Genomic DNA, 12,775 nt, shown 5'->3' with positions numbered 1-12,775 from the left:
GTGAAGACGTTCAAGTTTGATTTTTTGTTCTGATGTAATAAATATTTTCATAGCGAGGATAATGATCTCCATTTCGGATAAAATCAAGCATCTTCAATGATTACGGGTATAGATTATTAACCTTTCAAAAATATGCTCCTTTTTGTATAATAGCTAGTACGGATTGTGAAAACTTTGAGATGAAAGTATCTCCCTTTATAGCTGCCACATCGAAGATTAAAACCATCCCTATCATAACGCATTTTCCTCCTCAGAAACCAAACGGATTTCCTTCATCACCTCACGCAGATGCATTTTTTGCCACATCAGTGATAAATTCCAATGTGGAATACTATAGCTCTTTATCATTAGAGAGAGAGTCCATCAAGCAGAGTATTGAAAAGTATGGTGACAACTGTTTAATCAGTTCTGCTGCTCTTGTTCTAGGTAATGATAAAAAGTCTCAAAAATTTGTTTATTCAAAAACTGTAGATCACTCAACAGAAAGTATTGCTAGAGCATTGGAAGGTATAGATTTCAATTTATTGAAGGTTTTTTACCTTTACTCAAGAAACAGAGTTATTTCTAATGAAATATGCAGTTTTGTAAAATCTATTGTTGGAGATAATACACTGTTGTTTGTTAGTGGAGGAATATCAAACACTGAGCAGGTAAATAACCTGTTATATTCTGGCGCTGATTTTGTTTCAATTGGAACTACATTTGAAGAAGTCAATTGGAATAACAACGCTATAAACATATTAAATAAAGAAATAATATATTAATGAGGAGTCTCTAATATGGAAGATGTGGTTTTAGTCGATGAGAATGATAACAGAGTCGGATGCATTAATAAGATAGACGCTCATTTAAACGGTGATTATCTTCACCGTGCCTTTTCCTGCTTTATTATTAATTCAAAAAATGAGGTATACATTCAGCAGAGAGCACAGTCTAAATTACTCTGGCCTGGATATTGGTCTAACTCATATTGCAGTCACCCGAGACCGGATGAAGAAATTTCTCATGCCGTGATGAGACGTGCGGAAGAAGAACTCGGTATTGTAATAAATGAAGAACCAAAATTTTTATATAAGTTCCAATATAAAGAAAAATATAAAGATGTAGGATATGAATATGAATTATGTCATGTCTTTGTTGTTTTTACTGATACACCACCAACGGAAAACCCAAAAGAAGTATCAGCAGGATTTTTTATTAATATTAAAGATGTCCAAGAATATATTAATAATAATGAAGAGTTTTGTACGCCTTGGTTCAAGAAAGAGTGGAGAGAGATATTACAGAACCACTTTGATAAATTGTGCTGATTAATATGTATAAAGTATTTAATCAAGAGTATACTATAAGTCTGCATGATACGAAATATCCTCTATTTTGATAGGTTTTCATAAAAGTATACCTTTTTTTCTAACTATGGAATAAAATCAGGTTCTAGAATAATGAATACTACTTGGCATGAAAAAAAGACAATTTATAATAATCTTAATCAATTGCATGGAGTTTATGCCATATTGATGGAAGAATATTTATCAACATTTTGTACAAACTTTGGTGGAATGTATTCAACACCACCGCTTGCTGTTGTCTGTGCGAAAAATACAGATTCAATAATAGTTATAATTCACTATTGTAATATAAATGAGATACCAATAAATATACGTGGTGTTGGGCATTCTTTTGGTACACAATCGCTTTCAAAGGGAATTGTATTAGTAGTATCAGTCGAAAATCCGGTATTTGAAAAAATAGATGAGTATAAGTTTAAAGTTTCAGCTTTTGAAACTTGGTTGTCTGTTGAGTATTTTTTGAGAAAAAATGGCTTATCATTTCCTATCTTGACTAGGCATCCTGATACGACTGTTGGAGGAACACTTTCTATTGGTGGATATGGAGAAGATTCATATCTATATGGAAGTCAAGCATCATGTATTCAATCGTATACGCTAATAACACCTGATGGAAAAAGGCATAGATGTTCAGAAGATTCAAATTCCGAACTTTATAATTTTGGACTCGCATCATTAGGAATATTTGGTATTATTGAAGATGTGACTTTTGAAGCAATTCCATTAAGAGTAGAGAACATACTTTATGTGATAGAGTTTGATGGAATTCTTCATTTACTGAGTTTTCTGATATTTATATCTGAGTATTCCAATCTGAATATTGAAGCTGTCACATGTCAATTATACCGAGGCAGATACTATGTTAATATGATTCTCAGCAATAACTCTGATCAGATCGATATTATTAATAAGATATTAGAATGTCAAGTGACAAGGTGTATTGGCTACAAATACCATTCAGTAAACGATTATAGAGGAAGAACATTTGGTGCCTATAGGCATGATCTCTGGAATAGAGACCATGTCAATCTTTGGGGAGATTATTGTGTTGATCAGAATAATATTATGGTTTTTGCTAATTTTCTATTAAATAGAGTAATTAACAATGACGTTTTTATAAGGAATAAAGGTCGGCTTCTTATAATTTTAAAGAAAAGTCCTAGTTTAAGTAAGTTCTTTCCTTTCGAGCCTATATCAAAAAAAATGAGTGGAATTGTATTCGGGGTTGGGGTGTACTTTACGTTTCCTAGAAACGAAAAAAAAGAATATGAAAAATTAAAGTTATTGCATAGTCAAATATTAGAAGAGTGTATTTTAAATGAAGGTCGGCCTTATCTTGCGGGATGGCATGAAATGAAATATGAAGATAAAATAAAAACATATGGAGATGATTATATGAAAATTTTAGAACTCAAGAAACACCTGGATCCTAAAGGAATCGTAAATAATTATGATTTTTTCATGGAGCATTAGTGATATAGCATATCAATGCCATGTAGATATTCTGATTTTATCAGTATAGAAATGAACTAAGTTAATTAGATGAATTATCTGCATTCTTGTTATAATGGGTAATACGATAATCTGACTTTCCGCCTGTTTTTATGAAATCGTAGATAGCCCTTTCTGAGCCTGAACGAATCACGTTGCAACAACTTGCCTTTAATCACCAGCACCGAGACGTCCGTACAAAAAACAAAGACCGCTGGTTACGAGAGTACAACATGTTTTTATGTTATCTTCCTGCCTACAGCCCGGAGTTGAATCTGATTGAAATCGTCTGGAAACAGGCCAAATACCGTTGGTGACGTTTTATGACTTGGACTAAAGATAATGAAGTATGAGCTAAAGACTTTATTGGAGGGTTACGGTGACCAATTTGCAATTAATTTCTCTTGAGTACTTATCATTCATATAACAAGAAACTTTATTTTCTAATTGATAATCGTGCGTATTGTTCAACTAGATAATTAGATAAAATTTGTAACATATATCTATTAATACGATTAGATAGTGAAATCTACTAGAAAATATATTAAAACTCAATCATGTGAAGATTGTGAATTTATATGAGATTGTGAATTTATATTAACAATTTACTGTGGGGATATTACTTAAATGAAGAAGATATTGATTATTTGCATGAGAACTTGGGGGCGAATGGGAAATTATGAAGCAGCAAAAAAAATTGAATCAGAACTAGCTAGGAAAGAAGTTTTTTCTACAGAATTAATCTGTTTTGATGAATTAGTACCTGTGTTCAGCAAGTTTGGATTAAGGATGCAAGAGATTTCTGCAAGTTATTATGACTCTCACATTAAATTGAAGCTATATGATGAGTTGATAGATGATATTAGTTCGTGGATTAGTAATTTCAATAATGAGCAGGTATTAAATGAATCATTATCGAGTGTCATTGAAAATGATTTTCCATCGTTAATTATATCGACAAAAGGTGTTATTGCCAAAATAGTCCATGCATTCAAAAATAAATTCGATTTTGATTTCAAAACCGTGAACTTCATAACTAATCCAGGTTTGTTAGATATTAAAATACATCAACATTTTAGTAGTGATTTGACGATTAGAACTACAAATTATTACCCAAATTCTGATATGGTTGAAAAATTTCATAGACTAGAGACTATTCCATTATTTAAGCCAGTTTCAAACTATCAAATCGATCAGCAGGACATTCCTTCTATTTTAATTCTCTGCAATGGATGTGAAGAAGGTTACTTTGATGTATTAAAAACTTCTTTCGAACATCCGTCGAAACCTAAAATATTCATGGTTATTGTTTCGAATAAGAAATTGTATGATGAATGCATAGATTTAAATAGGAAGTATGCAGATAGAGCATGCATTTATAATACATTAGCTAATAAGGATTATCTAAAATTGATACTAGAGGCTTCAACAAACAACAGATCATTTCTATACTCCAAATCTGGTCCAAACACAGTATTGGAATCAATTAGATTCAATTTACCAGTTCTAGTACATTTCTCTGGATTATCAATGGAAAAATGGATAGTAGAGTTGACAAACAAAAGAAAATTTGGTTTTTGTTTTGAAAATCAATCTAATGGGTCTAGCTTAATAAAAAAATGGTTGGATAATCCTGAGATTGTAACTAACTTTAAGCGTAACATAGAATTAAGTAAAAGTGATGATATGGTTATTGCACTTAAAGATTTACCTGATATAATTTGTGATGTCATGTAATGATTATGAAGGAAGTATTGAATGTTTCAAATTGAAAAACCCCCTATAACAACAGTATTTATAGTATGTGTGACAATTGTTTATTCCACATTTGTTTCATATTCATTAACAGATAGTTTTATCGGTAAAATAAGTATTCTAGAACTAGAGAAATATGGAGGGTTAACACCAAATAAATTATATGAATTTGAGTATTGGCGACTTCTGGTTTCTCAGTTCATACATGTTAAACAACTGCATATGGTCTACAATGTGCTATCACTTTCCATACTGGGAATTTTATTAGAAAAACATCTTGGATCTAAATTTTTATTAGTTTTATGGTTTACTTCTGGTGCTTTGGGAACTCTTTATAGCACTAACTTTGTTAGTTACCCTTGGAATATTGGTACAGGAGCATCACAAGCTGTTTTGGGCGTATCTTCTTTTGCATTACTGTTGGTTTTTGTCAAAGAGCATACCTCTAGTATATTAAAGTTTGCTGTTGTTTTTTCCATGCTGCCGGCAATAGCTTTAGATTTTATTTATGTTCACTACCCTAAGCCTGGTCATGTTCTTTCTATTTGTATTGGGCTTACAATGAGTTTATTTTTCTATAGGAAAAATAAATCTTATTTTGATAATGTTGTTATTTGAAAATAATAATTATCGGCGGATTCGACTAATAAGTGCAATTTTTCAGAAGGGCGGTCAGTTGCTATAGTAGGCATCTTTCTCGCCAAAAGAAAATGCACTATGGCCTATACACAACTGACCGAAACAGAAAGATACCCGATTTCCAGTTTAAGAGAAGCGGGTTTTTCACAGCTTTTTATTGCGAAGTCACTTAAGAGAAGCCCATCGACCATCAGCAGAGAATTGAAGAGAAATCAAGAAGTCCAGACATACTGCCCTGAACAGGCTCATTTGAAGGTATTGGCGCGTCGTCATTTTGCTAAGAAAGCCGTGAAAATAACGCCGGAAGTAAAAAGGTGGATAAAACGGTTAATTTGGAAAGATTTAAGCCCTGAACAGGTGGCTGATTATTTGAAGCAACATAAAGGGATATCTTTGCATCATGAGACGATTTATAGACTGATTTATCAAGATAAAAGGGAGGGGGGTGATTTATGGCAACATCTGCGAATAGCCAGAAAACCCTATCGCAAACGCTATGGTCGCTATGAGAGAAGAGGTAAAATTAAAAATCGGGTCAGTATTGATGAACGCCCGGAAATTGTTGATAAAAAAGAACGTATTGGGGACTGGGAAGGAGATACGATAATAGGGAAAGATAAAAAAAGTGTCTTATTAACATTGGTTGACCGCAAGACGCTGTATACAATTATCGTTAAACTTGATAGCAAGCAGGCATCAGAAGTCGCGAAAGCGGCAATGAAAGTATTATACCCGTTAAAACAAAAGTTTAAGACCATCACGTTCGATAACGGTTTGGAGTTCGCAGATCATGAAATCATCGGTGAAGAATTAGAAACCCAAATTTACTTTGCTCACCCTTATTCACCTTGGGAAAGAGGGATCAATGAGAATATCAATGGGTTAATCAGACAATACTTTCCAAAGGGAACCAATTTTAATGAAATCTCTGATCAGGAAATAAATTTTGTGGTAAACCGATTAAATAATCGCCCTCGAAAAACACGGGGTGGGAAAACACCGAATGAATTATTTAAAGGAATACGAACATGTTTACTTCCAGATTAACGATGTTGCACTTATTATGTGAATCTACCATCCACGAATAAATTAATAATGTGAGAATGTTCTATGAAACCCTCTGTGATAAAAATTAAAGGAATAGATTACAGTATAATTTCTATGTTAGTGTGGTTCTGTTTAACCATATAAAAAGAAAAGGATCTTCTGTGCGTGATATAGTTTTTTTTCTTGAAGAATACCCAGTCTTAACACAAACTTTTGTACATCAACAGATTATCAGTTTGAAGAAAGAAGGATTTAATGTAAGAGTTGTATCTGTTTCTAAATCTAGTGATACAATCTGTGCCAATGATTCTACAATCCCCTATGTTTGTCTAGGAGATATAAAAAACATTCATCCTATATATGCAATGTTAAAGTTTATTTATTTTTCTATAATCTCTGGTTATTTCTTTTCTAGAATTAGTTTATTTAAACTAAATTGTTACCGTAAGCGCTTGTTCTTTAAATTTCTATCCAATCCGTCACAAATAAAACCTAATGATATCGTTATAAGCCATTTTGGTATGGCTAGTATCATGGCGGCACAATTGAAAAAATATGGATATATTAAGAATGCACTATATAGTGTATTACATGCATATGAAATTACTAAAGAAAAGAGTCTTAATGATCTGAGAAGTCATTACGGAATTTTATTTGAGCAAGCAAATAAAATTTTTTCGGTTTGTGAACATATGCGTAATAGAATCATCAATCTAGGATGTAATCCTACCAATGTTGAGGTGCTACATCTGGGGATTGATATTGATGCTCTTTCATGTTTATATCCAAATGAATCTAATAAAGAAAAAATGAAGATAATTTTTGTCGGCCGTTTGACAGAAAAAAAAGGATTGCCTGATTTATTGTTATCTCTAGCACGAATAAGCAGTGAAGTGTCATTTACTTTAGACATTGTTGGCGATGGGGAGCTCGATAACTATTGTTATGAATTAATATTAAAGCTTAATTTGAATGAACATATAAAAATGCATGGTTTTCAACCCCATCACATAGTCTTAGATTTTATGAAAGACGCAGATGTTTTAATACTTCCATCCAAAATATCTAACTCTGGGGACATGGAAGGTATACCAGTGGTATTAATGGAGGCAATGGCTATGAAAAAGATAGTTTTGTCTACTTACCATAGTGGGATTACCGAGTTAATTGAAAATAATGTCAATGGATTTCTTGTTAATGAAGGAGATATTGTAGCTTTATCAGAAAAAATATCATATATAGACGAGTTGAGTAAAAAGGATAAAGATATTATGAGGACGAATGCACATAAAAAAATAATGAATGACTTCAATATTAATATTCAAAGTAAACATTTAGCTAACATAATACTTAATGATGGATTTTCTGAACGGTGAATATAGATGAAATATGACATTGTCTTTATATCTTATGATGAACCATGTGCCGAATCTAATTGGAATCATTTGAAAAATAGATTTCCTGATGCAAAAAGAATTCATGGTGTTAATGGTATCTTAAACGCTCATAAAGTTGCTTCTGATTCTGTAACGGCTAAATGGTTCTTTGTTGTAGACGGAGACAATAAAATTAGAGATGAATTTAATTTTGAGTTCCCTGTGGAACCTTTATGCTCAACTGCGACTTATGTATGGAGAAGTGTTAACTCAGCTAATCGCTTATGCTATGGGAATGGAGGTGTGAAATTATTTAATAAAAGCTTGTTTCAGGATGTTAAACATTTTTCTGGAGATATGACCATATCTCTTAGCCCTGATTATCGTGTAGTCAATATTGTTGCTTCAGATACAGTTATTAACACAAGCAGTTTCCATTCTTGGAGAGCTGCTTTTCGAGAATGTATAAAACTCAGTATACCAAGGGAAAATCCTAAAGAAGATATTATATGTAAAGAAAGATTAACGGCATGGAGTTTAATTGATACTCAGATAGAGTTTGGTGACTGGATATCAAAAGGAGCTCATGATGCTGCTCATTTTTATGAGGAAAACATTGAAAATATGGAATTCTTGTTATTAACCATTAATGATTTTAAATGGTTGAGAGATACGTTTAATTTAAAATACATTCAGAAAGATAGAGCATGATGACTTCATTATAGTTAAATTTATTAGGAGGTAATAGATGTTACGGCAAGTAGCAATTCTTATTCCTACTTATAAACGTAGTTCATCATTATTACGTTTATTGAAATCCATTGAAAAATTAGAGACATCAAATAACTATACTGCCATTGTGGCAGATAACGATTCTTCTCAGCAAGAGTCTTTTAACATGATCAATGAAATCAAAGATGATTTTAATTTCCATATTGATGTCATTCTTGTTGAAGATAAAAATATCTCATTAGTTAGAAATATGCTGTTAACTTTGGCCTTTGAAACATATAAGTGCGATGCAGTTGCTATGATTGATGATGATGAGATTGTTAGTCCTCGGTGGTTAGATGCACTTATTGAATGCCAGATACAGACAAATTCTGATGTGATACAAGGTAACACTTATCCTATTTTTTTGGATAAAAAAAGAAAATGGATGGAAAAAGTTTCATTTTATTACCGAGATTTATTAGTATCAGATCCTAAAGATATAAATGTCAGCACTTGTAATGTATTTATTGTACGCCGAGTATATGAATCGATGAAGGAGCAGCTGTTTGACTTGAGTTTTGGTGTTACAGGAGGAGAGGATACAGATTTTTTCCATAGAGCAAAGCAAATTGGGATCAGCTGTTTCTATTGCTGTGATGCACTGGCCTATGAATTCTACGAACAAAATCGTGCAAATATTTCTTGGGTCTTAAAAAGAAGTTTTAGAGTAGGAAGAACAAATTATAGGATATTTAATAATAATGACCTGAGTAAGGTATGGATTACTGCTCTCATTATCCCATTTACTATTGTGAAGCTTGGTTTTTTCTTTTGGCATTCAAGCTTGTACGTACATTATTTAATAAAGATATTTCGCCAATTTGGAATTGTAGTTGAAGGTGTTCATTGTAATTTGAATAACTGATAATTATTTTGAATGAGTAGCTCACATGAGTAGAGTTTCTGTACTAATCCCCCATTATAATCAGCCTATACTTATTGTTAGTGCTATTGAGTCTATAATGAGAACTTGTTTGAGTGATGTGCATATTTTAGTTGCTGATGATCATTCATCAGAAGACAACTATATACAGCTCCGACATGTTTTAGAATATTTAGCAAGTAAAACTAATTTAAATATCAGGTTGTTTAGGAGTGATGTTAATGTCGGAGCTTATCGATTGAAAAATGATATCATCAATAGAATTGATACTGAATTTATAACCTTTCATGATGCAGATGACTATTCTGTACCAACGAGACTAGATTGCCTATATAATCTGATGAGAAAAAATAGTTATATTGATATATTAGGTTCTTCATATATAGATTTCTACCAAAATTTCCATACGGTTAACTCATTTCGCATTAAGAAATTTTATAGAATCCCTTATATTGCACATCAACTTGGTAAGAAGTATCTGAGTTTTCAACCTTCTCAGTTAATTAGATTTAGTATATTTCGTACCCTTGGTGGTTTTGATGGTACAACTAGAATTGCTGCTGATGATGATTTTTTACTTAGGGCTATTCATTGTGTAAAGGTCAGGAATATTAACCGTCCCCTCTATGTAAAGGTAGAAAGAGAAAGCTCTCTTACCACATCGCCTGTTACTGGATTCCAATCAGAAACTAGATTAAATTATATTAAGAAGCTAGATCAATTACGAAATACAATAAAGAGTAACTTACCATTGTCAGAGTATATGAACAAACCCAACGATGTTCAATTTCACCTGAATGAAATCGAGTTAAAATAGTTGAAATGTTTTGATGTGAAATATGCTGTAGTTTCCAGTGAATGATTTTTATATTTTTCGTGACAGATACTCTAAGTGAGGTAGTATGGACGACATTAAAGAATGCTTAAAAGAAATTGTAGAAAAAATAAAGAGAGAAGAAAAAGTCTTAGCTATTCTTGGATATGGATCATATTTCACAGGTAAGTATAAAAATGAAAGCAGTGATATTGACTTGCTTATTATACATGGAAGTGAAATTGATTTATTTAGAAAGAAGATAGTCTATCGTGAAGTAGAATTTGAACTTCGGTATATGGCAGAAAAATCTTTAGTGAAACTTTTATCTCATAAGCATGGACCAACAATAAAGCATATGTTGGATTCAGAGATTATTTTTGATAATAAAAATATAGCAAGAGAATTGAAACTAAAAACCTATTCTATAGTCGAGTCGCCTATTGTAGAAACATTTTCTATAGAAAATAGGAGGAAAAGTGCATTGCTAATTGAAAGCCTATACCGGAAGGTACATCAAGTGAAAGATGACCTTGGATTTTTCGAATTTGCATGTTCTAAGTTTTTGCTCAATATTACAGATTCTTATATCAGACTTCATCGTCATTGGGGACTGCAAGGTTTTCGCAAAATGATTAGCCAGCTCAAAGATATTGATGAAAGTTTTGCTGAGCATTTCTCACTGGCAATGAGCCCTAATCATATAGAAACAAGAATTGAGGAAATAGATTTTCTTTATAGAGAGGTTATTATGCTTCTTGGTGGTGAAACAAATTCTGATGAAAATTTTGTGAGTCAGGGCATTATGCACATACTGAATGTGGTTGAGAACTAAATAAGATCCCAAAATAGTGCTACATCTTATACTACTCATAATTCTATATATAATAATGATTTGAAGACGGCCATGTGTAGCAGAATTATGAAATAATGAAATGGACACCTCCCTAAAACGGCTTCAGTGAGCCATGCTGAATACATCAGCAAAAATATGAAGAGGTGTCCAATGGAACAAGTTATCGGCATTGATCTGGCAAAGCGAGTGTTTCAATTACATATTGCGTCTCCGCTCGGAAAAATGATTAAAAATACCGTGGTAACGCGCGATAAACTGATGACATTCATTGCTCAACAACCCCCTTCCAAAATAGTGATGGAGGCTTGTGGCAGCGCAAATTACTGGAGCCGACAATTTAAACGCTTTGGTCATGAGGTGAAGCAAATCAGCCCCCAATATGTCGCCCCATTCAGAATGGGCAGCAAGAATGATAAAAATGATGCCGTGGCTATTGTGGAAGCAGACAGCCGTCCAGGGATGCGTTATGTGCCGGAAAAAACACAGAAACAACAGGATATTCAGTGTTTGCATCGTGTTCGTCAGCGGCTAATGAAAAACAGAACGGCGCTGATTAATCAAGTACGGGGATTAGGCTTAGAATATGGCATTGCCATACCCGAAAGCGCTCACAAGGTTGAGCAATGTTTGCCTGAGCATCTGGAAAACGCGGAAAATGACCTGACCCCGCTAAGCCGTGAATTATTTCAGGAACTCTTGCTTGAACTCAAAGAACAGCAGCAGCGTCTGAAAATACTGGATAAACGCCTCAACCATTTGAACGCACAAGAGGAAGATATTCGCCGTCTACTGACGCTACCGGGTATTGGTCCACTGGGGGCATCCGCTTTGATGATAGCGCTGGGAGAGAGTACGGATTTCAAAAATGGCCGCCATTTTGCCCGTTATCTGGGGCTGGTTCCAATTAAAAGGCGTGATAGCCCGCTGCGGGCTCAATAAAGCGGCAGTTGCCCTGGCAAATAAAAATGCCCGAATAGCCTGGGCTCTGGTCAGCCAACAATCGAGTTATGAACCACGATGAGTGACCCATGATGTAAATGATGTAGAAGTCCATAAGTTGATGTACTGACAGGTAGAACCGACTCTCTGTGAACCTGGTAAATAACTCAGTCTATCGAGACTGTTGGAATAATGAGGGCAGAGAGTGCGGATTTTCATCAGGGTTCATTGAAGCCGAATATATGTTTGCGACTACGTTGTCAGAAAAATTTACTCACCCACTTGAGCAGGGCAGGATTCCACTTTGTATTTAATTTAATCAAAGATAAGTTGGCTACGAAATTCCCCTGACCAAGTCGCTCTTCGACGTTTCGCTGCTTGATTATCTTTTATACTCGTATTTTGTTTAATCACATTTAATGCTATTCGATTAAAAAGAGCCATTTGTGCTGCACCATCAGGATCTTTAAGCGAGATAGCATCTTCCCGAAAGGTGACGTCCAAAACCCAGTGTAGCTCATTTTCCACTGACCAATGCTTTCTTATTGCCGTGGCAGCCCGCTCCACATCTAAAGGCAACGAACTCACATACCAGCGTGAATCACGGTGGACTGGTTGGCCTTTCACACTGCGTTCACTGACCACTTCGATAACAGACTGTATTGATGACCATTTTTCCTGAAGTGCTGCTGGCAATGCCGCATGAATTTGCATAACATGACGGAATTCTGTCCGTCCATGCCAGGGCAAGATCGTGAATATTTTGTTAAAAAAATCAGATTTGACCGACAGTAATAGTTATGATCTCATACTCTCTTTTTGAGAGCAAAAACCATGTGCTTTGATATTTTT

General features: G+C 33.9%; 12 protein-coding genes and 2 pseudogenes. 13 read left to right on the top strand and 1 reads right to left on the bottom strand.

The features are described from left to right. The first annotated feature begins 179 nt into the window (after nucleotides 1-179). The 13 genes and pseudogenes from ABR397_RS20985 to ABR397_RS20925 all read left to right on the top strand — a co-directional run bounded on the left by ABR397_RS20985 (nucleotide 180) and on the right by ABR397_RS20925 (nucleotide 12,005). Nucleotides 180-764 (top strand): geranylgeranylglyceryl/heptaprenylglyceryl phosphate synthase, encoded by a 585-nt coding sequence (locus ABR397_RS20985; protein ID WP_350307412.1) that lies wholly within the window; start codon nucleotides 180-182, stop codon nucleotides 762-764. Nucleotides 765-779: 15 nt separating this feature from the next. Further along, on the top strand, nucleotides 780-1,310 hold the full coding sequence (gene idi / locus ABR397_RS20980) for an isopentenyl-diphosphate Delta-isomerase (protein WP_350307411.1): 531 nt from the start codon (nucleotides 780-782) through the stop codon (nucleotides 1,308-1,310). A 132-nt stretch (nucleotides 1,311-1,442) separates the two neighbouring features. Beyond that, nucleotides 1,443-2,822, top strand: coding sequence for an FAD-binding oxidoreductase (locus tag ABR397_RS20975; protein WP_350307410.1), 1,380 nt, complete (start codon nucleotides 1,443-1,445; stop codon nucleotides 2,820-2,822). Between the two features lie 173 nt (nucleotides 2,823-2,995). Next, on the top strand, nucleotides 2,996-3,157 hold the full coding sequence (locus ABR397_RS25510) for a transposase (RefSeq protein ID WP_350307409.1): 162 nt from the start codon (nucleotides 2,996-2,998) through the stop codon (nucleotides 3,155-3,157). Between the two features lie 310 nt (nucleotides 3,158-3,467). Beyond that, the gene (locus ABR397_RS20965) at nucleotides 3,468-4,577 is read left to right on the top strand and encodes a hypothetical protein (protein WP_350307408.1); all 1,110 of its coding nucleotides are present in this window, start codon (nucleotides 3,468-3,470) and stop codon (nucleotides 4,575-4,577) included. 21 nt (nucleotides 4,578-4,598) lie between these two features. Further along, nucleotides 4,599-5,213 (top strand): rhomboid family intramembrane serine protease, encoded by a 615-nt coding sequence (locus ABR397_RS20960; RefSeq protein WP_350307407.1) that lies wholly within the window; start codon nucleotides 4,599-4,601, stop codon nucleotides 5,211-5,213. Nucleotides 5,214-5,312: 99 nt separating this feature from the next. Next, complete coding sequence (locus ABR397_RS20955; protein WP_350307406.1) at nucleotides 5,313-6,281, top strand: IS30-like element ISPlu1 family transposase; 969 nt, start codon at nucleotides 5,313-5,315, stop codon at nucleotides 6,279-6,281. Between the two features lie 161 nt (nucleotides 6,282-6,442). Then, on the top strand, nucleotides 6,443-7,657 hold the full coding sequence (locus ABR397_RS20950) for a glycosyltransferase (RefSeq protein ID WP_350307405.1): 1,215 nt from the start codon (nucleotides 6,443-6,445) through the stop codon (nucleotides 7,655-7,657). A gap of 6 nt (nucleotides 7,658-7,663) precedes the next feature. Next, nucleotides 7,664-8,368: a hypothetical protein gene (locus ABR397_RS20945; protein ID WP_350307404.1), complete on the top strand. Its 705-nt coding sequence runs from the start codon at nucleotides 7,664-7,666 to the stop codon at nucleotides 8,366-8,368. Nucleotides 8,369-8,405: 37 nt separating this feature from the next. Further along, on the top strand, nucleotides 8,406-9,296 hold the full coding sequence (locus ABR397_RS20940; RefSeq protein WP_350307403.1) for a glycosyltransferase family 2 protein: 891 nt from the start codon (nucleotides 8,406-8,408) through the stop codon (nucleotides 9,294-9,296). 25 nt (nucleotides 9,297-9,321) lie between these two features. Next, a complete protein-coding gene (locus tag ABR397_RS20935) occupies nucleotides 9,322-10,131 on the top strand; it encodes a glycosyltransferase family 2 protein (protein WP_350307402.1) in 810 nt (269 codons plus the stop codon). An 85-nt stretch (nucleotides 10,132-10,216) separates the two neighbouring features. Next, complete coding sequence (locus ABR397_RS20930) at nucleotides 10,217-10,963, top strand: nucleotidyltransferase domain-containing protein (protein WP_350307401.1); 747 nt, start codon at nucleotides 10,217-10,219, stop codon at nucleotides 10,961-10,963. A 171-nt stretch (nucleotides 10,964-11,134) separates the two neighbouring features. Continuing rightward, nucleotides 11,135-12,005: pseudogene (locus ABR397_RS20925) on the top strand (IS110 family RNA-guided transposase). 233 nt (nucleotides 12,006-12,238) lie between these two features. Here ABR397_RS20925 and ABR397_RS20920 read toward each other — a convergent pair. After that, nucleotides 12,239-12,664 (bottom strand): annotated as a pseudogene (locus ABR397_RS20920) (ISAs1 family transposase); the annotation flags it as partial. Nucleotides 12,665-12,775 lie beyond the last annotated feature (111 nt).

Origin of the sequence: Photorhabdus viridis (genome assembly GCF_040256935.1) — a bacterium.
Lineage (GTDB): Bacteria > Pseudomonadota > Gammaproteobacteria > Enterobacterales > Enterobacteriaceae > Photorhabdus > Photorhabdus viridis.
This window is presented reverse-complemented; position numbering and strand designations above follow the sequence as displayed.

Coding starts and splice junctions, on each gene's coding strand:
- ABR397_RS20955 (WP_350307406.1), top strand. CDS start 5,313: ATGGCCTATACACAACTGACCGAAACAGAAAGATACCCGATTTCCAGT.
- ABR397_RS20930 (WP_350307401.1), top strand. CDS start 10,217: ATGGACGACATTAAAGAATGCTTAAAAGAAATTGTAGAAAAAATAAAG.
- ABR397_RS20935 (WP_350307402.1), top strand. CDS start 9,322: ATGAGTAGAGTTTCTGTACTAATCCCCCATTATAATCAGCCTATACTT.
- ABR397_RS20945 (WP_350307404.1), top strand. CDS start 7,664: ATGAAATATGACATTGTCTTTATATCTTATGATGAACCATGTGCCGAA.
- ABR397_RS20940 (WP_350307403.1), top strand. CDS start 8,406: ATGTTACGGCAAGTAGCAATTCTTATTCCTACTTATAAACGTAGTTCA.
- idi (WP_350307411.1), top strand. CDS start 780: ATGGAAGATGTGGTTTTAGTCGATGAGAATGATAACAGAGTCGGATGC.
- ABR397_RS20960 (WP_350307407.1), top strand. CDS start 4,599: ATGTTTCAAATTGAAAAACCCCCTATAACAACAGTATTTATAGTATGT.
- ABR397_RS20965 (WP_350307408.1), top strand. CDS start 3,468: ATGAAGAAGATATTGATTATTTGCATGAGAACTTGGGGGCGAATGGGA.
- ABR397_RS20975 (WP_350307410.1), top strand. CDS start 1,443: ATGAATACTACTTGGCATGAAAAAAAGACAATTTATAATAATCTTAAT.
- ABR397_RS20985 (WP_350307412.1), top strand. CDS start 180: ATGAAAGTATCTCCCTTTATAGCTGCCACATCGAAGATTAAAACCATC.